Genomic DNA, 23,540 nt, shown 5'->3' on the forward strand with positions numbered 1-23,540 from the left:
CGATGACCTGCTGACGCTGATGTCCGTACTGCGTGATCCGCAGTACGGCTGTCCGTGGGATCTCAGTCAGGACTACGCAAGTCTGGTACCGCATACCTTGGAGGAGGCATATGAGGTCGCTGATGTCATCGAGCGAGCGGCGTACGCTACCGAGAATCGGGATGAGGTGCTGTCTGAGCTGCGGCCGAGTTAGGTGACCTGCTGTTTCAGGGTGTGTTCTACGCACAGATTGCCCGTGAGCAGCAGCGTTTCGATTTCCATGATGTCATTCATGTGCTGACGACCAAGATGTTGCGGCGTCATCCGCATGTCTTTCCTGATGGCACGCTGTTGTCACGACGTGAAGGCGTGCTGCCTCACGAAGTGGATGAGCGTGCTGTCAATACGCGTTGGGAGCAGATAAAACAGCAGGAAAAGCCTGCAACATCTGAGTCTCCCGCTCTTGAGCGTTCAGCTGTTGAGGGTTCGCGTGACGACGCTAGCGTGCTGGATGGCGTACCACTCGGGCTGCCGGCGTTGACGCGTGCGATGAAATTATCGAAAAAGGCCTCGCGGTCTGGCTTTGACTGGCCCGATGTCAGTGGTGTGCTGGCCAAGATTCGTGAAGAGCTGGGGGAGGTGGAAGAGGCGCTGGACGAAGGTGATGAAGCTCATGCGCGTGAAGAGGTGGGCGATCTGTTGTTTGCGGTTGTCAATCTCGCACGCACGCTCAAGGCGGACCCTGAGCAGGTGTTACGAGGCACTAACGCCCGCTTCGAATCACGTTTTCGTCATGTGGAAGCCGCAATTGCAGCCCAGGGGGGCTCCCTCAAGCAGACGACACTGGCTGAAATGGACCTCCACTGGGAGGCTGCCAAGCAACGTGAGGCGCGTAGCTGAAATGTAGTAAATTTACGCGATGGTCGGATTGTGACGTAGTGGCCCGTGGACGTATGCTGAAGGGAAGCGATCAGGATAATTATCATGTCCTGCTTCCAGTCTGCTGCGCTGCGGGCCATTTTCGTTTCTTTGCCACGCGCAGAAGACGCGAGAAATTTTTTACCGTAGCAGCACCGTCACTCCCAAGGAGGGTTTCATGAGTCACGATCTGCATGAATCGCTGCGCGACAATGTGCGTATTCTCGGCGATAACCTAGGACAGACTATCGCAGCCGACCTCGGCGATGATTTCGTTGAGCGTATCGAGCTGATTCGCGCGCTGGCCAAACGGGGCCAACAGGGCGATCTGGCGGCGCGTCATGAGCTGATCGACTATCTGCGCGACCTGCCGGACAGTGATCTTCTCCCGGTCACGCGCGCGTTCAATCAGTTTCTCAATTTATCGAACATTGCTGAGCAGCACTATCGCGGCCGCTTCAAGCGCGTTGAAGACTATCGCCCTGGTAGCCAGCCGGACCTGGGTGAGCTGATCACGCGTATTCGTGCCCGTGGCTTCAGCCCCCAGAAAATCGTCGAAGAACTCTCGGCGATGCGGGTTGATCTGGTGCTGACCGCTCATCCGACGGAAGTCATCCGCCGTACGCTGATTCAAAAATACGATGCCATCGAAGGCTGTCTGACGCAGATGGAAGGGGCTTGTGATCGCCCTGAACAGGCCACGCTTGCCCGTGCTCGTCTGAGTGAGCTGATCAGCCAGGCCTGGCATACCGACGAGATTCGTCACGAGCGTCCGACGCCGGTAGATGAGGCCAAGTGGGGGTTCGCGACCATCGAGAACTCGCTGTGGCAGGCCGTGCCTGACTTCCATCGTCAGCTGGATGAGATGACGCTGGAAGCGGCCGGTGAGCGTCTGCCGCTGGACGCTGCGCCAATTTGCTTTGCCTCTTGGATGGGCGGTGACCGCGACGGCAATCCCAACGTGACGGCGCGCGTGACACGTACCGTGCTGTTACTGGGGCGCTGGATGGCAGCAGACCTTTATCTGCGTGACCTTGAGCAGCTCAAGTCAGAGTTGTCGATGTGGAAGTGCTCCGCAGCACTGCGCGCTGAGGCTGGTGACGTGGCAGAACCGTATCGTGAAATTCTGCGTCGCTTGATTCTGCGTATGGAAAGCACCCGCGATTGGGCCAAGGCGGGTCTGGACGGCAAGCGCCACGAGGGTGTCGATATCATCGAAACCCGTGAGCAGCTCTATACGCCGCTGCTGGCTTGCTATCGCTCGCTGTGTGATGTCGGACTCGACACCATTGCCAATGGCGCGCTCCTTGATACCCTGCGTCGCGTCACCTGCTTCGGTGTGACGCTGACCAAGCTCGACATTCGCCAGGAAAGCACTCGCCATTCACAGGTCTTTGATGAGCTGACCCAATCGTTGGGCCTCGGTAGCTATTTTGATTGGAATGAGCAGCAACGTCGCGACTTCCTGGTCCGTGAGCTGAGTAACCGTCGTCCGCTGATTCCGCATCACTGGGAGTGTTCCACTGATACTCGTGAAGTCCTGGATACCTTCAAGGTTATCGCTCGCGAGCATCGTGAGGCACTGGGCACCTACGTCATCTCCATGGCCGGTCAGGCATCGGATGTGCTGGCAGTGGCGCTGCTCATGAAGGAAGCGGGAGGAGATGCGCGTCTGCCCATCGCACCACTCTTCGAGACGCTGGATGACCTGGATCGCTCAGGTCCAGTGGTGGATGATCTGTTGGGTATGCCGATTTATCGCGAGCATGCCGGTAATCGTCAAGAAGTGATGATCGGCTATTCCGATTCCGCCAAGGACGCCGGCCAACTGGCCGCTGCCTGGGCGCAATATCGTGCTCAGGAGACGCTGGTCGAGATTACACGCAATCATGGCGTCGAGCTGACCTTGTTCCATGGCCGTGGTGGCACGGTGGGCCGTGGGGGCGGTCCGGCGCATGCGGCCATCCTGTCCCAGCCGCCGGGATCGGTGACAGGCTCTCTGCGCGTGACCGAACAGGGCGAGATGATTCGCTTCAAGTTTGGTCTGCCGGATATCGCCAGTCGCTCCATGGAGATCTACGTGTGCGCCGTACTGGAGGCCAGTCTGTTACCACCGCCTGCGCCCAAGCAGGAATGGCGTGATGAGATGACTCGTCTGGCCGAGGTGGCTCACAAGGCCTACGTGGGTGTCGTGCGTGAAGATCCGAACTTCGTACCGTACTTCCGTGCCGTCACGCCGGAAACGGCACTGGCGCGTCTGCCACTCGGCTCGCGCCCTGCCAAGCGTCGCCAGGATGGGGGGGTTGAGACACTACGTGCGATTCCGTGGATCTTCGCCTGGACCCAGATTCGTTTGATGCTGCCAGCCTGGCTGGGTAGCGGCGAAGCCTTCTCCAAGCGCTTGGATCAGGACGGTGGGCTTGAAGTATTGCGCGAGATGATGAATGACTGGCCATTCTTCTCGACCTACGTAGACATGCTGGAGATGCTGCTGGCCAAGGCCGATCTGTCCACGGCTGCCTACTATGAGCAGCGGCTAGTCGACGAGCCAGCACTCAAGGCGCTGGGGAAATCTCTGCGCGACCGGCTGGAGCGTCTGGAGGCAGTGGTGCTGGAAATTCGCGATCAGCAGGCATTGCTCGAAAACATGCCGTTGATTCGCCAGGCAATCGACGTACGCAACCCGTATATTGATCCGTTGCATGGCTTGCAGGCTGAACTTCTGCAACGTAATCGGGATGCTGATGGTGCCATTTCCGCAGAGTTGACACGTGCCCTGATGGTCACGATGGCCGGGATTTCAGCAGGCTTGCGCAATACAGGCTGATGGGATCGGGATGATTGAACTGACCGGCTTTTGTTGGCTTGCGCCTGTCAGGCCGTTCCGGCGGGTTAGCATCCAATAGCGTTTGGCTAGAGCGTGAATGAAAAATCCCCCACTAGAGGCTTTCTAGTGGGGGATTTTTTTGTCATGACGCTAAAACAATAGGTTCAGAGAAGGCCACTGGCACGCTCTGCGACAAGCGGCATCAAAAAGCGCTCACGTTGCCATGCCTCATCTTGATTGAGTGCTACCAGATGCAGGAGTTTGGTGAAGACTGCCTCTAACGTCATATCATCTCCAGAGAGCACACCGATGGTGGCGAGCCCCGCACCTGCCGCGTAATGACCGATGCTCACCGGGCCATGTGGGCACTGACTGATACCGGCGAGCAATTTTCCTTCGCCACGGGCATCGGCCAGCACGCCGAGAAGCTCGGCATCCTCGGGCAGGTTGCCACTGCCCCATAGCTCCAGTACGGCGCCCTTTACCTGTGTGCGCATCAGTTGGACACGCACGCTCTCGGCGCTGATGCCGGGATAAAGCGGCAGGCGAATGATGGCGTCCTGACCGAGTCGCGCGTAATCCGGCAATTCAAACGCGGGGCCTTGATCATCCAGCAGACGCCCGGCATAAAGCACCACTCGGTCATCCACCCATTCTCCCAGCAGTGGCGCATTGGGCGTGGTGAAGCCGCGATGGTCCTGTGTGAACCACTTGCGGGTGCAGACACCGCGCAGTAGCTGGCCACCGAAGGCGACGACCACCTCGTTGAGCATCGGCTGAGCTGCCGCAGCCAGTGCCAACTCGACATTGGTCAGTGCATCACTGCCAGCTGCCTCAAGCGGAAGCTGGGCACCACTGACGATCACGGGGCGCGCGGTTCCCTTGAGCTGGAAGGCCAGGCTTGAGGCGGTCCATGCCAATGTATCGGTGCCTTGCAGCACCACGAAGCCGTCGAAGCTATCGTAGGCATCGGCGATCTCGGCGGCGATCGTCTGCCAATCGGCAGGGGTGGCTGACGAGGAGTCGATCAGCTGAGGAAATTCGCGCAGCGTGAAGATAGGCAGGCGGCTACGACGACTTGGCGAGAGTTGGTCCAATGCCTTGCGCAAGCGCTGATCAAAGTCACCGGCGGTCACCAACCCCTGCTCACTCTCCACCATACCTAGCGTGCCACCGGTATAGAGCACCAGAATATGTGTCTCGGGAGTCATCACGTCCACCTGCCGAAAATAAGAAAGCCGGCATTATAACGTATGCCGGCTCACACGTGCCTGTCAGTTGGTCGGCTGCAGCGGGAGGGGGGATATGCAAAAGTTAAAGCAAAGCGTTAGCTGATATTGCCACCACCGATGCGCACGTCTTCGTGATGTGACATGGCACTGAGGCATAGGGTGCGCACACCCTCCAACAGGCTGTCGAGGCTCATGGTCGGCAGACGGCCATCGAGACTCTGCTCGGGTAGGGCGGGGATGTGCACGAAGCCTGAGCGGATGGGGCTATCGGCCAGGTGACGTTGGATCCCGTAGAAGAGATGATTGCAGACAAAGGTGCCCGCACTATAGGACACGCTGGCGGGGAGTCCGGCAGCCTGAAGATCACTGACCATGGCCTTGATGGGGAGCGTCGTGAAGCAGCCATCAGGGCCGCCTGGTTCGACGGGCTCATCCACCGGCTGATGCCCACCATTGTCCGCAATGCGATAGTCATCGAGATTGATGGCGATCCGCTCTGGAGTGATAGCACTGCGGCCACTGGCCTGGCCCAGCATGATGACCACATCGGGCGCGTGCACACCGATGGCCTCGACGACACTGTCGATGGCAGCGAAACGGGTGACGGGGACACGACACGCGATGATCTCTACTGAACCGTGCTCCCGGTCAGGCAGTGCCAGCCTCTGACCATCAAGTGCTTCGATGATATGGAGGGCGGGATTGACGCTGTCGGAGCCAAAGGGCTCGAAACCACAAAGCAGAAGACGAGGCATGGTGATATTTCCATGGCGGTGGCCTGCGCCACCTCAGGGCTGATAATCATGAGGTGGCAGGCGAGATGGTCGGAGTCTGGATTAGAACGCCAGCAGTAACATCAGGCTGATATTGGCGGTCAGCATGACCAGTGCCGGTACGATCTGGGTACGAATGATGTGATAGCGATCATCCAATTCCAGCAGGGCAGCCGGTACGATATTGAAGTTGGCGGCCATGGGCGTCATCAGCGTGCCGCAATAGCCAGACAGCATGCCCAGCACGCCGACGATGGCCGGATTGCCGCCATGCAGGGCGATGACCAGCGGATACCCGATGCCCGAGGTGATGACGGCGAAGGCAGCAAAGCCGTTACCCATCAGCATGGTGAAGATCGCCATGCCTAGGCAATAGGCGATGACACACGCCACCAGACTGGTATCCGGGACGACACTTGAGACGAGTTCGGCGATGGTCTGGCCTACGCCGGCCTGATCAAACAAGAGTCCCAGTGCTGCCAGAAACTGAGGAAGAATCGCGGCCCAGCCAATGGAATCTGCCAGGCGCCGCCCTTCCTGAAGCCCGGTGGTAGGGCGCTCGCGTAGCATCAACAAGGCCACGGCAAAGGCCAGCAAGGTAGCCACTCCAAGTCCTACCAGCGCACTCTGGCCAGTGGTCAGGGTGTAAATGAAGGTGCCAGCCGGAATCAGGAGCGCCGGAATGAAGAGCCGTGAGCCGAAGCGCTGCATGCGTGCCTTGCGGACCGTGTCACTCAGCTGGCCATAATTCCCAAGGCCGAGTTGTCCGGCAGCCGCCAGTAGCGCGAGCGCCAACATGGCCAGACCTACCACCGCATCGGGTAGCCAGCCGCCAAAGGCCAGACTGATGCCAAAGATCATCCAGAAGGCACTTGTGCCCAGGCGACGCGGGTGATCACGATCAGTGAGCGTCAGTACGGCAAAGGCCATGGTCGCGAGGCCGGTGATCAGATACAGAATGTCGATACCGCTCATGACTGACTCTCCCGTACTGAGATGGAATGAGTGTCCGAGCCGCTATCCGCACTTTCTTTTACACCCCCTTCATATGACAAGTCAGGATATTCTTCGCGCAACAGGCGCTGCTCGCGGCGGATATTCCTGTCCAACCGGCGACACATGACGAACATCACCAGTAGCGAGATAAGGGCGGTTGGGATGGCATATAGCGCCATATCGGCAAGGCTGACACTGGCGTCACTTTTGTCCAGAACGCTTTTGATCAGCAACAGGCCACCGGAGGCGACAAAGATCAGCTGACTGAAAAAGTTGCCGAAGTTCTCACTGACAGCGTTCAGCACACGAATGCGCTGGCTTAGAGAGTGAAAGCGGGGCGAGGCGATGGCTGCGCTGGAGAGGTCTCGCTCAGCGGCACCGACGGACATGGGAGCGATCAACGGACGAATCATGGCCGGGTGGCCGCCCAGCTGCAGGCCAAAGGCATTGGTCAGCTTTCGCAGCACGAGATAGCTTAAGGTGATGCGTCCGGCACTCGCTGCACGGAATTTTTGCACAAGACGTTCAGCCTGATCGCGCAGGCCATTACGCTCGAGTAGCCCGATGACGGGGAGAGTGATGATGAAGAGAGATACGGCACGATTCTGTGTGAATGCATGTCCCAGCGCCTCCAGAATTTCCGTGGGGGTCATGCCTGCCACCAAGCCAGAGCAGAAACCCGCGACGAGTACGACGAGCAATGCATTCAAGCGCAGAGCCAGGCCGACGACGATGACGACGACACCGATTAGCGACAGCATTGGCGACTCCTCGGAGTCTGAAAAAGACAAGCTGTGAGTCTCATTGGAAGATCTCTTATTGTTTTATTCATGTGTTGTAGCAGAGGGAGTAGGCACGTTGCTGGAGCGTGCCTTGTCAGAGAGTAGGCGCAGCAGGTCGTTATCCAAATGAGACATTCGGAATATATAAATTAACCTGAACTAAATTATTGGCATAGCCTATCGAAAAGGCAGTAGATTACCCTTGAAGGCTGTCTTTAATGGCTGATATTCGCGTCTCTGCTCTGCATGAGAAAAGCTGCACTGCACAACACAGAAAAGGCCTCAAGGCTCCGCTTCATGGCGGGCCCTTGAGGCCTTTTGGGTAATGGCAATCAGACGAACCAGTACTCAGACACGTCGCGAGCAGATCAACCCTCGACGACTTCAGCACCTGTGGTTGGGTGTGCCTGAATACGTAGACGACGTCCTGCCTTGAGGCCGAGGATGGCGGCGGCGAGCAGGATCAGTGCGAAGAGGGCGGCGATGACACGTAGGTCATCGGTGACTTGCAGCAGGATACCGACTGCCAATGGCCCGAGTGCCGCGAGCATGTAGCCAGTGCCTTGTGCCATGCCGGATAGAGCCCCAGCGAGACGAGCATCGGCAGTGCGAAGCACCAGTAGTGTGAGAGCCATGGAGAAGCTGCCGCCTTGGCCGAAGCCCAGTAGTACGGCGAAGACCCAGCGTAGCGACAAGGGGCCGATCATGAGCCCCAGCAGTCCAATGGCGGTGCACGTCAGCAACAGCAATATAGCAGGGCGCTGATCGCGGCCCATACGGCCTATCACTGGTGCGAGTAGAGCAGTCAGTACCTGAGACATCACTGAGGCGGCCATCAGCCAGCCGGCCTCGACCTCACCAAGCCCGCGTTGCTGAAGCAGAAAGGGCAGCCAACCGAAGACGATATATGCCAGTGATGACTGACAGCCCATGAAGAGCGTAATGTGACGCGCCAGTGGTAGATGCCACAGGCGCGGCGCGGTGTTGTGGGCGGTAGAAGTCTGCTCTGGCCACGGATGCGGCATGCTGATCCGCCACACTGACAGTGCCACGACCACGAGTAGCACCCAGCAGGTCAGTGAGGCTTGCCAGCTATCCAGAAGATTGGCCAGCGGTACACTGAGGCCTGCTGCTAGTGCCGCGCCCAGACAGAGCGCCATGGTATAGACGCCCGTGAACAGGTCTGCTCGCTCGGGATGTTCGCGTTTGACGATGGCAGGCAGCAGAGTGCCGGCCACACCAATACTGCCGCCGCACAGTAATGTCCCGAGATAGAGCAGTACGGTGAGATCGCTGGCGCGTAGCCATAGCGCGAAGCCCAGCATGAGCAGTGCCAGGCTCAGAGTGCGTTCTGCCCCCAGGCGATTGGCAAGGCGGGGTGCCAGCGGTGCGAAAAGCCCCAAACAGACAACGGGTAGGGTGGTCAGTAACCCGGCTGCGAGTGTGCTCAGGCCAAGGTCTTGGGTGATACGATCCAGCAGGGGAGCCAGAGAAGACAGCGCCGGACGCAGGTTGAGCGCAACCAGTATCAGCACAAGCAGAAATAATGGGACGGGCATTCGGCGCATTGGACAGGGGATCCTGAGCAAGTGGACAGTGGTGCGAGGATGCCGGCATCACATTGGACTGTCTGCATTGAGTCGGGTTGGCACACTATGCTTTATATCAGTGAAACCGTATATGCGAAAACGCCCAGCAGATGCCGGACGTTTTGGAGAGAACAGGGATTCACTATAAACCTTCAGATTCAGGTCAATATTTGGGTTCTAGCTCTAGTTCACGCACCTGGCGTTCTGCTGTCTGATTATTCATGCTACGCGAAGGTGCATTCACGCTACGCAAGCCTTCGTGGTTTTTGGTGGCAATGCCACGCCATGATGACGCTTTATGAATGCGCTCCGAGCTTGACGGCGTAATGCACACGTTAGGTTGACGATGTGCCTTGGCGCGAATCATGGTCATGTCTTCGGTACTGAGCAGCATCCCCTGAGGGGTACGCTCCAGAATAAGGTGGCCTGTGAAGCGCCAACAACGCATTGGAGTGTGAGCGACACGATAACGATGTCCACTCACTTCCAATGAGATTGCTTCTTTGAGCCGGCAGCCGGCAGGGTGGAGCGTGACGTCTTCCAAGAGAACCAAACGATTGAAATCGTTTGGTTCAAGCACTTGGTTACCATCATGCATCCGTACCGGGAATGCATGATTATCATGCATCAACTCACGTCGCTTATGGCTGACGCTACCGGCACCTTCAAGTACACCTGCGCCACACACATGCACCAGCTCGCCATCGATTTGCTTGATGACAAGCACTTCGACGTGACGTTGCTTGAAAAGATGGTTACGCAACGAGCGTAATGGCATGGCTGAAATCCTCTTCGACGCCATCCGATGGCTGGGCTTGCTTGTCAGAGCGCAAACGGTGGGCATGACGCCTACTAACTAGTTGCTCCGTACCACCGGACTGAACGATATCCTGTGCTGACAGGCTCATCATACGTCGTTTCGAGGCAGGTTTCCTGAATCTCGATCTCAGATGAGGGGATTTACGACTTATACATTTGGCCCAGATACTGAGCCTGAGCGCAAATATATAAAGTTATCAATATCTTGAGAAAGAGTTACTCGTACTTGCCTAATACTGCACGGCAGATGTCGGAAAAGTTTCGCGCTTCAGGCGGATGTTCCAGGTCTATGCTTAATGCCTTACCGACACGTGAGGCTGCGATCAACCCACGAATGCTGTGCTGACCATGCTCATCCCGTTCTGTTACCAGCAGGTGAGACTCTCCGCTCTGACGCAGTGTTTCGACCAAGTCACCTACTCGTGCTCGCTTGAGATCTACAAGCGGAATACCGTGTAGCTCAGCGCGTGGCATCTGCACCATGTCGACGGTGATTTCATCGCGCTGGACATCGAAGCGCGTCATGGCACGCATTACCACACGACCACCCTGCAGCTCGCGGGAGGTCACGACACCGGTGAAGGTACCGTCATGATCGTGCACCAGCAGTAGACGAACACCTGCCTGCTTCATGGTCGCTAGTGCCTGCCCAATGGAGGCGCTGCCTTGGATACTGCGCCCTGCTGTAACGGCGAAGTCAGTAACTAGCTCGCTGGCTGGGCTATCCATCGTGATATCGCCAAGGGGCTGAAGTGGCAGGCGCGCAGAACTGACCTGAGCAAGGTTATCGACCGTGAGGGTATGGTAGGCCGACGGGGCGATGGCATTCATGGACTAGCTCCTGTAACCAATAAACGATGAAATTCTATCTATTGTGAGTCATCTCTTGGTCGGGAGTTTCCTACAAGGTGAGTAACGTCAGGTTGCTCTTATTGCAACATTGACGGTCTGTTCGAATAGAAAATTCTGGCATCTGCTACCGAAGCGACGGAGAAAGGGTGTCCAGACGCAATAACGCCCGCCAGGGTTGCTGGCGGGCGTTATTGCGTCTAACTGAATCACATCATCTTGAGAAGATGAGGCCCGCATGGGACTTGTCTGATCAGATACTGTCTTTCAATGGGAGCATTACAGCCATTCCTTGAGATCGCCGCGGACAGAGTCAAGAAAGGTGATGAAGTCTGTTTGGTCATCGCCATCGCAACGATCGACCTTGCACGCCAATTTCATCTTGGTGCCGGCCACGATCTCGTCGTAAACCTCCAATGTGAGCTTCTCGACAGTTGCATTGACAGGCTCCTGCTCACCATTGGCCAAACTGAAGGTAGTGATCAAGGTGCCGCGCAGGCGTGTGGTACCGCCTTCGGCGACGATGCGACGCACCTTGAGCCAGCCCTCGCGAATCATGGTTTCGCCTTGAGCATCGCGTTGTTTGTAGATGGTGCGGTAACAGGCATTTTCTGAAACACCCTTGGCAGCCATACTCTCGTAGGCCTTTATCATGCGCGTGGCCATGGTGCCCACCTCTGCAATCTTGCGGCGGGCAGCACGGTGTTCACGCTCGAGGCGGTCTTGCTTGGAAAAACGCTGCCACAGGTGGAAATCGTGGGTCAAAGTGGTCGCGTCCATTGCATTCTCTCTTCTTGAATAAGGGGCTGACACCGTCATATCCAAACGGATGTCGTCATGAGGGCGTACAGGTATGCACTCTTTCTGCGTGAAGATGTCAGTAGAAGGCTACCGTTGACCTGACAGAAATGATGCATGTTGTTGATGAATGTCATCATCTCTAATCTCATCTGTGTTGCCAAGATGGACGCTCAAACCTGTAGAAGGTTCCTGCTGCTGTGCTGCTCTGGGTGGATTAGCGCTATCACGTCCATTCCGATGCTGTCAGCCAGTCATCAGACGTACAGGAGTACCACTCTGTAGTAACGCGACTATCTCATGGGCATCATCATGTCGCATGAATTACCGCGAAATAGGCCATGTAATGGGTGTGCCGGAGTACTCGTCATGTGAAAGTCTGTGAGATTCTCTACAAGACTGTTCTCTGAGATGCATAGATGTTTACGGATGGCTCGTGCTTGGGAACAGCGGAGGAGGCGTAGCAACATGGTGTACACCGAATGCCTCGCTCATCAAGGCTCTTGAGGGGCTGTGGGGGCACATCGTGATAATATTCGTACCTGATTAAAGTGCCGGACCATATTGCCATCTAATGCTGTTGCCTTACTGGCGGCCTCAATTTACGCATTATTTTCTAGATGGGCAATATTGAGTCGCTGCATGCTTTAAGTGATACGCAAAAGTGACTGGCACCACGCTTACCGCTGAAACGTCAGGTAAACTTATCATGTTCAGTCAGCATGAGGCGCGTACATGAGGCACACGGAAAGTGCCCGTTCAACGAGGAAGGGAACATGGCGAAATCTGATCGCCGTCGTACTGTTGAAAGGCCGAAAGGCATCTTTCATACGGCGTTGTTGAAATGGCGCTGGCCTGTTCCATTGCGACTGGCCGAGCGCCATGCCAGCCTTTATCAGCTTTTCATGTGGGTCTACATTAGCTCTCTTGGGTGCCACGTAGGCTACTTTGCTCTGCTGAGTCTGCAGCCCTACCCACAGCCCGTCGTGATTAACGTGTTCGGTACCTTGGCTAACGTGTTAGCCATTGTGCTGCATCGTAAGGGCTTCTTGAATGCCGGGCTACTCATGCTAGCCGTGCCGATGTCGATCAAGGCAGCATTATGGGAATATCAGTTAGGGGCTGGAGGTGGCTTTGAGTATTTTCATATAGTGGCAGTCTTCTTTATTTGTATTGCCCCAATGTCTCGATTTAATCGACTGGTGTTTAGCGGGCTTCTGCTGCTCTTCTATATGGGGACACAATACTTTGTGAGTCCGATATATTTTGTTTCCTACGATTTCATGTCATTGGCCAGTATCGTAAATCTGGTTATCTCGGCAACCTTTATTGCGGTTGTGGCCGTACAGATTGGCTGGGAGGCAGAGCAGCGTGAAAAGCGCTATCGCCGAGATTTACGTCATGACCAACTCACTGGTGCACTCTCGCGCTTTGCCTTGCAGGAAGAGGGCGCGCGTATGCTCAAGCAGGGTGGGCTTGGCGTGCTGATGATTGATGTCGATCATTTCAAGGCGATCAATGACACTCAAGGGCATGCTATCGGTGATGAGGTGCTGGTGGAGTTGACGCAGCGCTTACGTCATCACCTGCGCGGCAGCGATCAGCTCTGTCGACAAGGCGGTGAGGAGTTTGTGGCGCTATGCCCTAGTCATGATAGAGGAGGGCTGCGTCATGCAGCGGAGCGCCTACTGCTTTCCATCAATAGTCGAGCCTTTACGCTGAGTAATGGGCAGTTATTGCGCGTTACCATCAGTATTGGTGTCGCCCAGGGAGGGCCTGCGTCTTCTGCGGCGTCGTTGTTGCCGGACCTCCTGCATCGCGCAGATCAGGCAATGTATAGTGCCAAGCGCCAGGGGCGTAATCGTGTTGTGTCTGCTTGGAATGCAGGGACTTCTGCAGTATCCAGTACTATTGTCCCCAGCGCTTCATCGTCGAACACTTCTGAGTCGGATATGACAGGGCCAGGTGCCTCGGCATTACAGCTTGCGCCACGCAATAGTACTGATGAGCAGCGAAGTGCCAGGGAGATTTATCTGTTGAAGCGGTAGGGCGGCCTTACTGGCCCCCTGCATTTCATGCCCGTTTTGGGTCGCGGCTTGCGTGATGTAACACGTAGCCATTATGTGGAGGTTCATGTCGATGATGGATTCTTGCGGGGATTTTTCACGGCGCTTGCCACGCGTGCTTCTGCTGAGTGCGAGCCTGGTGATCACTAGTGTCATGAGCGCATCTCTCGTGATGGCTGAGGGGAGTGTGAGCAGGCAGGAAGTTGTTACGAGCGCAGCACCCTCCGTGAAACTTTCATCTTCCCCATCAGCACCTAAGCTACCGCCGGCCGCCAAGGCTGACAATAGTATCTATCGTTGTGTGCAGAATGGCGTGCAGACCTGGCAGCAACAGCCCTGCCATCAGGGGGATGCGCCGGTCACGTTGGATGACTCACTGACAGTCGTGCCCGCAAGAGACAGCGATGCATCGGTAGGTGAGGAGGATCCGACAGCACAGCGATTGGAGCGTGAAAAGCAGCGTGCATTGGCTGCACGGGAGGAGAGTCAACGCCAATATCGTATTCGCTCTGCTATCGATGACGGTTATCTGGTGCAGGGTATGAGCGAGTCACAGGCTGTGTCGCTATTGGGTAATCCTAGCGATGTCAGTGAAACGATCGCCGACAATACGTCTTGCCGTTTGTTGAGCTGGTGGGAAGATGTTCGTGTGCAGTTCTGCAATGATGAAGCTGTCTCGATCACGGCGACCCGGCTGGACTAGCATTTCTCCTTCCACGTTCCAATCTCGGTACTGTAATCTAGCCATGCTTAGTAAATGCTAATTTATGACATGATCTATCGCCATGATGCCTGTATTGAGCGATATGTAGCTATATCGAGACAGGAGGGTGGTGAAGATGCTACATTACTCAACTTATCGAACAGTGTTATATTACTCCTGAAACGTAGCAGGAAGTGTTGATAGGCCTACGCCATCTATACTTTACTCATCGGCCAACGAGCCGAGCTGCGACACCAGTTTGGTAAGGAGAACGCACATGAATAAGTCTGTCCTGATTGGCGCTATCGTCGCCGCGCTTGGCATTGGTGGTGGCGTGGCAATCGGTAGCTACAGCGCCAGCAATTCTGGCCCTGATTATGCTGATATCGTTGCTGTCGATGCAGCCACTGAAACGGTGACTACCCCGCGCCAGGTCTGTCACAACGAGACTGTGACCCACCAGGCCCCTAGCAAGGATTCCAACAATATTGTCGGCACAGCAGTTGGTGCTATTGTCGGAGGTGTGGTCGGCAATCAATTTGGTGGTGGCAATGGCAAGAAAGTACTGACAGCGGCAGGTGCTGTGGGTGGTGGTTACGCCGGTAACCAGATTCAGGGTCAGATGAAAAAAGGTGACACCTATACCACCACTGAGCAGCGCTGTGAGACGGTTCAGGAAGCGAGTGACAAGGTAATCGGATATGACGTCAAGGTTGATATGGGCGGAGAAACTCGCACTGTACGTCTTGAGCAGAAGCCTGACGTGAAGCGTTTCGAGATCCGCGAAGGTGAGCTGGTGCTACCGGGCCAGGGTTAAGTCTGAAGTGCTGAGTTGAAGCGCCATCACGATAGATACACTGTCACATGAAAAAGCCTCGACGGGTTACCGTCGGGGCTTTTTGTATTTGGATCATGTAAATTGAGTTCAGGGCATTTTTCTACCCTTATTCTAGCGTTGCTATCGCCAGTCAAGGGAAGCAGTTCAATCATCTTCTGGGTGAAATAATACTCTATATTTGCAATGGCAGGCTGTCTTGACGGCTCATCGACCACCACCTACATCAATGAACCCTGCAGTTGTGTAGCTGGATTTATCACTGACTAACCATAATATCGCTTGAGCCACCTCTTCTGGCTGGCCGCCACGTTTGAGCGGGAGATTTGGACCAAGGCGATCTACACGTCTAGCTTCACCACCCTCTGCGTGCATCTTTGTATAGATCAATCCAGGACGAACCGCATTCACACGAATACCGTCTCCTGCCACTTCAAGAGCAAAGCCTTTTGTAAACGAGTCGATGGCGCCTTTGCTGGCGGCATAATCCACATATTCGTTCGGTGAGCCATATATTGAAGCCAAAGAGGATAGATTCACAATAGTACCGCCGCTACCGCCTTGGCTAATGGCCATGTGCTTGAAGGCTTCTTGACAGCAGTGCATGGTGCCAAAAACATTCGTCTGAAAAATCTTCTTCCAGCGCTCTGGTTCGGTATCAATGAAGCGTGATTGAGTACTCAAGATGCCTGCACTATTCACTAAGGCGCTAATCGCACCACACTTCGTTTGGATTTTCTTGAACAGGTCGACAACTTGTTTTGGCTGGCTGATATCGGCTTGAATACAGTGTGCTATGCCGCCCTTCTTTCGAATATCTTTTTCGACGTCTAGGGCAGCTTTGGCATTGGTCCGATAATTGATAATGACAATAAAGCCTTCTTCAGCGACTAATTTTGCTGTCGCAGCACCAATTCCTTGGCTGGCGCCTGTGATAAGAATGATAGGTTGATTCATGGAATCTCTCAGCCGACATCAAATATAGACAAGATAAAGATAAACGCTGGAAAATCGCCCTTTAGCCCAGTGCACACGGGATTAAAGGGCGATTGTGGACACTCTTGATATAGCAGCGTGATCATCATCAGCGAGCAGGTAATGCCTCTGCGATCTCACGGGCTAGCTGGTCACCCACGACATTCCAGCCTTCTCCCAGACTTTTGACCAGAGCCGGATAGCCATCATCGGCCAGTGGTGTCAGCGTTTGGATATCGCCCTCGTCCAGCACACTACCGTCCGAATCACGCAGACGCCAGCGGCCAGTAATCACGGATTGGCCATCATGACGGCCGATGAAGCGATCAAGACTGACGCTCAAGCGTGCTCCCTCCAATCCACTTAAGCGCGTGTCTGCGATGCGATAACTGCTAAGTGGTATTGCCGGGCTGGCCTTGAGTTGTTCCAGTAGCTGGCGTGTCAGCATGGCTTGAAGGTCATCCGCCCAGTGGTTCTGACTTGCCTGCACGAGGGTGATGTCATCTGTTTGATAGACCAGACTCCCGCCTTCCAGGTAGCTGGCAAGTTTGACTGGCATTACTTCCAGGAGTGGCGCATCACGCGGCACGCTACGGCTGGCAGTATCACTTGTCTGAGGCAGTAGATATGCGCCCCCCGTCGGCGCTGTCGCACAGCCGGCGAGGGTGGTCATGGCGAGTAGGCCAATCAGCAGATTGCTTGCGCGACTCTTGCTGCGAGCGAGTGAGGGTACCAGCGCCGAAGAGGTGGCTGTGCGGCGGCGAGTCATTAACATTGCCCCTATTACTGTCTTCATTGCAGTCCCCATGATTACTGAGCCCTCGGTATCGGATCACGCGTCGTCGGCTTGTCGAAGATCAGGCTGGAAGGGTTCTTCTCCAGCGTATCGAGCAGCGGCTCGGCCTTCTTGAGTACGCGATCAAGTCTGTCCAGGTCACCTTCCAGCTTGCGATACGCTGAGGAGTCAGGTGTTAGCCCGTTAAGCGTACGATTCAGATTGTCGATGCTGGCGCTGATGTCGCCAGGCAATTTCTGTATCGCATCGGATCCCAGCAGGCTATCGACATGGCCCGCGGTCTTGTCGAGGCGTTTCACCAGGCTCTCGGAGGCAGAAAGCGTCTTGTTGAGGTTGTTCAACACGGGCTCTACATCCAGTGCATTGAGCTTGTCGAGCAAGGCGTTCAACTTGGCTTCCATTTGTGCCAGACCCCCAGACACGCTCGGCATGACTTCGATATCGTCGAAGTCATCTGGCTTGTAGGGCGGTGGGTTATCGTAGAAGTCGAGATCCACGAACAGAGCGCCGGTCAGAAGATTGCCGGACTTCAATGTCGCGCGCATGCCACGTTTGAACAGACGCTCCAGACGTTTCTTCCATTGTGCGACACCCTCATCATCCACCTGACCTTCGAGGCGTTCAGGCTCGATGCGGATCAGCACCGGAATCTCGAAGCTCGAGAGGGTGCGTACGCGCTGGTGTGTCAGACGATAGGGCACGCTGACCACGGTGCCGAGACGCACACCGCGGAATTCCACTGGTGCGCCACGCGACAGGCCCCGCACGGTGTCATCGACCATGATCACGTAGTCGATAGCTTGATGGAAGCTACCTTCGCGTGCTTCTTCCTGGTCGGAATAGAGCATGAATGAGGTGTTTTCAACCACTGGGCGACCGCGCGGCAGATCTTCAGGGATGCCAAAGGCGACGCCGCCACTCAGTATGCTTTCCAGCGAGCCGATATCGACTTGCAGGCCCTGTGAATCCAGACGCAAGCTGACGCCACTGGTCGACCAGAAACGCGTGGTAGAGGTCACTAGCTCGTCATAGGGCGAATCGATGTAGAGGGTGTAGTGCATTTCCTTTTCACTGGTACGGAATTCACTCGCTTCCACCCGGCCGACCACGACCCCTTCATAGGTCACCGGATCACCATCCGAGAGCACGCTGCCATCGTTACTGGTCAGGTCGATGCGCAAGCCTTTGGCATCTTGTGTCGTTACCGGGGGTTGTTCGAGTGCAACGAAATGGTTTTCTTCCGTGCGGCTACCTCCGGGTTGCAACTGGATGTAGGCGCCCGAGAGCACGGTATTCAGGCCGCTGATTCCCTCACGGCCGATACGTGGCTTGACCACCCACACGCGAGAATCTTCGTTGAGCATACGCTCGCTGTCCTTGGACATGCGGGCGGTCACGATAGTCTTGTCGAGGTCGTCTGACAGGCGGACAGATTCCACCTTGCCGACCTCGACATTCCGCGTCTTGATCAATGTCTTGCCGGCCTCGATACCTTCAGCCGTCTCCATCTCAATGGTGATTTGCGGGCCACGGCTAGCAATGTTGTGCCAGACCATCCAGGCCCCTATCAATAGCGCCACTATCGGCACTATCCAGATCGGGGAAAGGCGGCGCCGACTTTCACGACGTGCACGAGAGTCATCACTCATAAGTCATCCTGTGACGGAGAAACGGTAGGGGAAGAAGCAGTAGAGCCAGAAGATACTGGACCTGGCATGGCTGGCGACTCGTGGGAGGCTGATGTTTGAGCCGGCGCCTGAAAGAGAGGCTTTGAAGCCAGCTGTGCCTCTTCAGGCGTGTCCCATACCAGACGTGGATCAAAGCTCTGCGCTGACAGCATGGTCAGTACGACTACCACGGCAAAAGACAGCGCTGCTGGTCCGGGATGTACTGACATCAATGCGCCCAGCTGAATCAGTGCGGCTAACAAGGCCACCACGAACACGTCGACCATCGACCAACGACCGATATATTCCGTGATGCGATACAGCGCCACGCGTGCGCGAGCATGCTGTACATCAGGGCGCTGCGCACTGATACATAGCCATGCGATGGCGATCATCTTTGAGGCGGGTACCAGAATGCTGGCAACGAAGATGACAAGCGCAATCGGCCAGTCACCATGCGACCACAACAGCACGATACCGCCTGCGATGGTTTGCGGGTCGCTCTCGCCGAGGCTCACGGTACTCATGATCGGGAAGACATTGGCGGGCACGTAGAGTATCAGTGCAGCCACTAGCCAAGCCCAGGTGCGCTGTAGGCTGGCCGTCTTGCGCTGATGCACCGGATCGCCACAACGACGACAGGCAACATGAGCCTCATGTGCAGTGCAGGCATTGATCAACCCGCAGCTATGGCAGCTGCCAAGGCCCTGCAATGCGGCGCCCATGCCGGGTAACGTCCCTGTTGGCGCAGATGGCTCGCCAGCCAGGGCAAACCACATCCTGTCGACATCAATACTGGCGAGTGTCTTCGTCATCAGCAGGGCAAAGGCACAGAACGCCCAGAACGATGGCCCAAAACTGATATCGGCCATGCCAGCGATCTTGACCAGACTCACCATTACGCCAACCAGAAAAACATCTGCCATCATCCACGGTCGCAAGTGACTCAGAGTACGAGCAATGCCGCGCATGCCGGGCAGTGGCAGTTTCAGGCCAATGGCAGCATGGGTGTAGATCACGCCAATGAGATATAGCGCAGGTAGCAGCACGATGGTCAGAATCAGCAGAACTGCCAGCGAAGGATAAGACTCTGCTGTCAGTGCTGTCGGAGCATCGACCAGACTCAAGCTGGCCGAGATGCCATGCGTAGCAAAGGCGATGAACTCGAAAGGCAGCGTCAGCACCAGCATCATCAGGCAAGCGGTGGCCAGTGCCAAGGTACGTTGCACGGCATGCGCATGGCGCTGAGCAAAGACATGATCGCAACGCGGGCAGCGTGCACGTTCGCCCGGCCTGAGTGCGGGCAGCGCCACCACAAGATCACAGCACTCGCAGGCTCGCAGTCGTCTGCGCGAGACACTAGCAGTCACTGGCGCAAACATGCGGGGCGGGTCTCGGGTTTCAAAGGTACGCCGAGTAAAACGACGTAGTGCGTCAAAGGGACGAGGCATATCACTCCAGAGTGATCGGGGGATGCGATGCACTGCCGAGGGTAATGGGCTGAGACAGCAGGCGGGAAATGGTGCGTTAGCCTGCCCCGGCGGTAGTGTGTCAGCGCGATGTCGTGTGTCTTCGATATCAGGCAAACAGTGTTCGATCATAGCATGATGCCGCAAAAGCCTCGTGGCACTCAATGCTTGAGCGCATGGGCAGGTGGTCATTCATGCCAAGGTTTCTTATCTGCAAACAAACACGCCGCCCCAAGAGGACGGCGTGGAGAACGGTGCATAGAACGCTAGTTAGACCAAGTCATCCTCACTGTTGGCTGCTTCGTGAGCATGCTTCAAGTCCTTGGGTTCACCGAACAGGCGACGGACCACTACATAGCAGACCGGCACCAGGAAGATCGCCAGTACCGTGGCCGAGATCATCCCGCCGATCACGCCGTTACCGATGGCATGACGGCTGGCGGCACCGGCGCCTGAGGAAATGGCCAGCGGTACGGCACCTAGGGTGAAGGCTAGTGAGGTCATCAGGATAGGACGCAAACGCATGCGCACCGCTTCCATGGTGGCATCGATCAGCGAGCGTCCCTGCACCTCAAGGTCCTTGGCGAATTCGACGATCAAGATGGCGTTCTTGGCCGAGAGTCCGATGGTCGTCACCAGACCTACCTGGAAGTAGACATCGTTATCCAGTCCGCGCAGCCAGGTTGCCAATAGTGCACCCAGTACCCCTAGTGGCACGACGAGCATCACGGAGAATGGAATACTCCAGCTCTCGTAAAGGGCGGCGAGACACAGGAAGACGAACACCAAGGAGATGGCGTAAAGATAGGGTGCCATACCGCCGCTCTGGGATTCCTGCAGCGAAATCCCGGTCCATTCCAGTGCGACACCGTTATCGAGTTGATTGACCATCTCTTCCATCGCCTGCATGGCCTGCCCCGTAGAGTAGCCCGGAGCTGCCTGGCCCAGTAGCTCCATCGAGGAAACGCCGTTGTAACGCTCCAGCTGTGGTGAGCCGTAGGTCCACTCGCCGTGGATGAAGGCGCTCAGCGGTACCATTTCGCCACTACTGTTACGCACATACCACTTCTTCAAGTCTTCTGGCTGCATACGCGCACTGGCGACTGCCTGCACATAAACCTTCTTGGTACGACCATTATCGAGGAAGTCATTGACATAGCTTGACCCCCACGCAGTAGACAGTGTCGAGTATACCTCTGATAGCGAGACGCCCATGGCAGTTGCCTTGAGTTCATCAATATTCAACGTGAACTGAGGGCTATCTTCCAGGCCATTGGGGCGCAGGCCAGTCACTGCAGGGTTCTGAGCGGCCATGCCCAACAGCTGATTCCGAGTGTCGGTAAGTGATTTATGGCCTATGCCACCGCGATCGACCAGCATCATGTCGAAGCCACTGGCATTACCTAGCTCCATGATCGGTGGCGGATTGATGGCGAAGACTACCGCTTCCTTGATGCTATTGAAGTAGTTCTGTGCCTTGCCGACCACATCGAAAGAGTCACGCTCGCGCTCATCCCAAGGCTTCAGGTTGATGAAGGCCAGTCCCATGTTTTGACCGCGACCAGCGAAGCTGAAGCCGGCAACGTCGAACATTTCCTGGACGGCATCCCCTTGGTCGACGAGGAAGTGATGCTCGACCTTGGCGAGGGTTTCGAGGGTCTGCTCTTGGGTGGAGCCCACTGGCAGAATGACCTGGTTGAACAGGTAGCCTGATCTTCGTCCGGCAGGAAACCGGTCGGAATGCGAGTAAATAGCACACCGCAACCCACGATGATCAGTGCATAGACCAGCATGGAGCGGCCGGTGCGCTTGAGCATGCCACTCACGCCTTTCTGATAGTTGGCATTGGAGCGGTCAAAGGTACGGTTGAACAGGCCAAAGAAGCCGGTGGTCTTCTCCTTGGTGGGCTTGAGCAGCGTCGCACACAGCGCTGGCGTCAGGATCAGAGCGACCAGTACAGAGAGTGTCATGGCTGACACTATCGTGACCGAGAATTGTCGGAAAATCGCGCCAGTAGTGCCGGGGAAGAAGGCCATCGGAATGAAGACCGACGATAGCACCAGACCGATACCGACCAGGGCGCCGGTAATCTGCCCCATCGATTTGCGTGTCGCTTCCAGCGGGGTGAGCTTGTCCTCATGCATGACACGCTCGACGTTTTCCACTACCACGATGGCGTCATCTACCAGCAGTCCGATCGCTAGTACCATGGCAAACATGGTCAGGGTGTTGATCGAGTAACCGAGGACTTCCAATACGCCGAACGTGCCCAGCAAGACTACCGGTACCGCGATGGTCGGGATAAGCGTGGCGCGGAAGTTCTGCAGGAACAGCAGCATGACAAGGAAAACCAAGCCCACGGCTTCCAGCAGCGTTATTACCACTTCTTCGATGGAAATCTTGACGAAGGGTGAGGTGTCGTAAGGCACCTTGTAGCTCATACCTTGCGGGAAGTAGGCCGACAGCTCATCAAGACGGTCCTTGGCGGCCTGAACGGTATCCAGCGCATTGGCTCCGGATGCTAGCTTGATGCCCAGGCCGGCAGCCGGCTTGCCGTTATAGCGGCTGACGGTGCTGTAGGTTTCAGCGCCTTTCTCGACGTGGCCTACATCGCGCAGGTAAACCTGGGAGCCGTCTTCTTGGGTCTTGAGCAGGATATTGCCGAATTGCTCAGGCGTCTCGAAGAGCGTCTGGGCAACGATGGTGGCATTGAGTTGCTGCCCTTTTTCGGCCGGTAGATTGCCCAACTGACCAGAGGCGATCTGATTGTTCTGGGTGCTGATAGCACTGGTGACGTCACTGGTAGTCAGTTTGAAGTTGTTGAGCTTCTGTGGATCCAACCACACACGCATGGCACCCGGCGCACCGAATAACTGAGTCTCGCCGATACCCTGTACGCGGGCCACTTCATCCTGAATGTCCGAGGCCACATAGTCAGTCAGCTGCTGTTTTGTCATGCTGCCGTCGTCAGAGACGAAGGCAGCGACCATCAAGAAACTACCAGAAGATTTGGTGACGGATACTCCTTGCTGCTGAACCGTCTGAGGCAGCCGCGGTGTCGCCAATTGCAGCTTGTTCTGTACCTGAACCTGAGCGATATCAGGGTCCGTGCCGGTGTCAAAGCTCAGCTCGATGCTGGCATTGCCCTCAGAGTCTGAAGAAGAGCTCATGTACAGCAGATTGTCGATGCCGTTCATCTGCTGCTCAATGACCTGGGTCACCGTATCTTCTACTGTCTGGGCAGAGGCACCGGAATAAGTTGCTTGAATGGTAATGCTGGTAGGTGCCAGCGAGGGATATTGTTCAATGGGTAGCTTGAGGATGCTGAAGATACCCCCCAGCATCACGATGATGGCGAGCACCCAGGCGAAAATAGGGCGATCGATAAAGTATCTGGCCATGACGTTTAATGCTCCTGGAACGTCGTTCGGGACGTGCTACCAGTGTGAGTAGAGGCTTGTACCTCC

Annotated in this window: 16 protein-coding genes and 2 pseudogenes; 5 read left to right on the forward strand and 13 right to left on the reverse strand. The window is 56.0% G+C overall.

Annotation, left to right across the window (positions count from 1 at the left end):
• Window positions 1-879 (forward strand): annotated as a pseudogene (gene mazG, locus BF12_RS17975) (nucleoside triphosphate pyrophosphohydrolase); the annotation flags it as partial.
• Between the two features lie 196 nt (window positions 880-1,075).
• Window positions 1,076-3,724 carry a phosphoenolpyruvate carboxylase gene (gene ppc / locus BF12_RS0100225; protein ID WP_024950498.1) on the forward strand — a complete coding sequence of 883 codons (2,649 nt, stop codon included), beginning with the start codon at window positions 1,076-1,078 and terminating at the stop codon, window positions 3,722-3,724.
• 164 nt (window positions 3,725-3,888) lie between these two features.
• On the opposite strand, the gene BF12_RS0100230 is transcribed toward ppc, so the two are convergent.
• The 8 genes from BF12_RS0100230 to BF12_RS0100270 form a co-directional block, all read right to left on the reverse strand.
• Window positions 3,889-4,935 carry an asparaginase gene (locus BF12_RS0100230; protein WP_051510617.1) on the reverse strand — a complete coding sequence of 349 codons (1,047 nt, stop codon included), beginning with the start codon at window positions 4,933-4,935 and terminating at the stop codon, window positions 3,889-3,891.
• 116 nt (window positions 4,936-5,051) lie between these two features.
• A complete protein-coding gene (gene pcp / locus BF12_RS0100235) occupies window positions 5,052-5,711 on the reverse strand; it encodes a pyroglutamyl-peptidase I (protein WP_024950500.1) in 660 nt (219 codons plus the stop codon).
• An 81-nt stretch (window positions 5,712-5,792) separates the two neighbouring features.
• Complete coding sequence (locus BF12_RS0100240) at window positions 5,793-6,704, reverse strand: DUF979 domain-containing protein (RefSeq protein WP_035158396.1); 912 nt, start codon at window positions 6,702-6,704, stop codon at window positions 5,793-5,795.
• Entirely contained in the window at window positions 6,701-7,486 is a 786-nt protein-coding gene (locus BF12_RS0100245; protein ID WP_024950502.1) for a DUF969 domain-containing protein, read from the reverse strand. The genes BF12_RS0100240 and BF12_RS0100245 overlap by 4 nt, the downstream gene beginning before the upstream one ends.
• A 389-nt stretch (window positions 7,487-7,875) precedes the next feature.
• Window positions 7,876-9,075 (reverse strand): MFS transporter, encoded by a 1,200-nt coding sequence (locus tag BF12_RS0100250; protein WP_024950503.1) that lies wholly within the window; start codon window positions 9,073-9,075, stop codon window positions 7,876-7,878.
• A 184-nt stretch (window positions 9,076-9,259) separates the two neighbouring features.
• Entirely contained in the window at window positions 9,260-9,874 is a 615-nt protein-coding gene (locus BF12_RS0100255; protein ID WP_024950504.1) for a hypothetical protein, read from the reverse strand.
• A gap of 257 nt (window positions 9,875-10,131) precedes the next feature.
• Complete coding sequence (locus tag BF12_RS0100265) at window positions 10,132-10,746, reverse strand: CBS domain-containing protein (RefSeq protein ID WP_024950505.1); 615 nt, start codon at window positions 10,744-10,746, stop codon at window positions 10,132-10,134.
• Between the two features lie 297 nt (window positions 10,747-11,043).
• Window positions 11,044-11,544, reverse strand: coding sequence for a hypothetical protein (locus tag BF12_RS0100270; protein WP_024950506.1), 501 nt, complete (start codon window positions 11,542-11,544; stop codon window positions 11,044-11,046).
• Window positions 11,545-12,338: 794 nt separating this feature from the next.
• On the opposite strand from BF12_RS0100270, the gene BF12_RS20950 reads away from it, so the two are divergent.
• From BF12_RS20950 to BF12_RS0100285, 3 genes are all read left to right on the forward strand, one after another.
• A complete protein-coding gene (locus tag BF12_RS20950) occupies window positions 12,339-13,610 on the forward strand; it encodes a GGDEF domain-containing protein (RefSeq protein ID WP_024950507.1) in 1,272 nt (423 codons plus the stop codon).
• A gap of 244 nt (window positions 13,611-13,854) precedes the next feature.
• Complete coding sequence (locus BF12_RS0100280; protein WP_141103615.1) at window positions 13,855-14,331, forward strand: hypothetical protein; 477 nt, start codon at window positions 13,855-13,857, stop codon at window positions 14,329-14,331.
• 277 nt (window positions 14,332-14,608) lie between these two features.
• Entirely contained in the window at window positions 14,609-15,148 is a 540-nt protein-coding gene (locus BF12_RS0100285; RefSeq protein WP_024950509.1) for a glycine zipper 2TM domain-containing protein, read from the forward strand.
• Window positions 15,149-15,373: 225 nt separating this feature from the next.
• Here BF12_RS0100285 and BF12_RS0100290 read toward each other — a convergent pair whose 3' ends face one another.
• The 5 genes and pseudogenes from BF12_RS0100290 to BF12_RS23505 form a co-directional block, all read right to left on the reverse strand.
• Window positions 15,374-16,123: an SDR family oxidoreductase gene (locus tag BF12_RS0100290; RefSeq protein WP_024950510.1), complete on the reverse strand. Its 750-nt coding sequence runs from the start codon at window positions 16,121-16,123 to the stop codon at window positions 15,374-15,376.
• 127 nt (window positions 16,124-16,250) lie between these two features.
• Complete coding sequence (locus BF12_RS0100295; protein ID WP_024950511.1) at window positions 16,251-16,910, reverse strand: PqiC family protein; 660 nt, start codon at window positions 16,908-16,910, stop codon at window positions 16,251-16,253.
• 41 nt (window positions 16,911-16,951) lie between these two features.
• Window positions 16,952-18,586 carry an intermembrane transport protein PqiB gene (gene pqiB, locus BF12_RS0100300; RefSeq protein WP_024950512.1) on the reverse strand — a complete coding sequence of 545 codons (1,635 nt, stop codon included), beginning with the start codon at window positions 18,584-18,586 and terminating at the stop codon, window positions 16,952-16,954.
• Window positions 18,583-20,055, reverse strand: coding sequence for a paraquat-inducible protein A (locus BF12_RS0100305; RefSeq protein ID WP_084487880.1), 1,473 nt, complete (start codon window positions 20,053-20,055; stop codon window positions 18,583-18,585). The genes pqiB and BF12_RS0100305 overlap by 4 nt, the downstream gene beginning before the upstream one ends.
• Window positions 20,056-20,343: 288 nt before the next feature.
• Window positions 20,344-23,474: pseudogene (locus BF12_RS23505) on the reverse strand (efflux RND transporter permease subunit).
• Window positions 23,475-23,540 lie beyond the last annotated feature (66 nt).

The sequence above is a fragment of the Cobetia crustatorum genome, from assembly GCF_000591415.1.
Classification (GTDB): Bacteria; Pseudomonadota; Gammaproteobacteria; order Pseudomonadales; family Halomonadaceae; genus Cobetia; species Cobetia crustatorum.

Coding starts and splice junctions, on each gene's coding strand:
- ppc (WP_024950498.1), top strand. CDS start 1,076: ATGAGTCACGATCTGCATGAATCGCTGCGCGACAATGTGCGTATTCTC.
- BF12_RS0100230 (WP_051510617.1), bottom strand. CDS start 4,935: ATGACTCCCGAGACACATATTCTGGTGCTCTATACCGGTGGCACGCTA.
- pcp (WP_024950500.1), bottom strand. CDS start 5,711: ATGCCTCGTCTTCTGCTTTGTGGTTTCGAGCCCTTTGGCTCCGACAGC.
- BF12_RS0100240 (WP_035158396.1), bottom strand. CDS start 6,704: ATGAGCGGTATCGACATTCTGTATCTGATCACCGGCCTCGCGACCATG.
- BF12_RS0100245 (WP_024950502.1), bottom strand. CDS start 7,486: ATGCTGTCGCTAATCGGTGTCGTCGTCATCGTCGTCGGCCTGGCTCTG.
- BF12_RS0100250 (WP_024950503.1), bottom strand. CDS start 9,075: ATGCGCCGAATGCCCGTCCCATTATTTCTGCTTGTGCTGATACTGGTT.
- BF12_RS0100255 (WP_024950504.1), bottom strand. CDS start 9,874: ATGCCATTACGCTCGTTGCGTAACCATCTTTTCAAGCAACGTCACGTC.
- BF12_RS0100265 (WP_024950505.1), bottom strand. CDS start 10,746: ATGAATGCCATCGCCCCGTCGGCCTACCATACCCTCACGGTCGATAAC.
- BF12_RS0100270 (WP_024950506.1), bottom strand. CDS start 11,544: ATGGACGCGACCACTTTGACCCACGATTTCCACCTGTGGCAGCGTTTT.
- BF12_RS20950 (WP_024950507.1), top strand. CDS start 12,339: ATGGCGAAATCTGATCGCCGTCGTACTGTTGAAAGGCCGAAAGGCATC.
- BF12_RS0100285 (WP_024950509.1), top strand. CDS start 14,609: ATGAATAAGTCTGTCCTGATTGGCGCTATCGTCGCCGCGCTTGGCATT.
- BF12_RS0100290 (WP_024950510.1), bottom strand. CDS start 16,123: ATGAATCAACCTATCATTCTTATCACAGGCGCCAGCCAAGGAATTGGT.
- BF12_RS0100295 (WP_024950511.1), bottom strand. CDS start 16,910: ATGACTCGCCGCCGCACAGCCACCTCTTCGGCGCTGGTACCCTCACTC.
- pqiB (WP_024950512.1), bottom strand. CDS start 18,586: ATGAGTGATGACTCTCGTGCACGTCGTGAAAGTCGGCGCCGCCTTTCC.
- BF12_RS0100305 (WP_084487880.1), bottom strand. CDS start 20,055: ATGCCTCGTCCCTTTGACGCACTACGTCGTTTTACTCGGCGTACCTTT.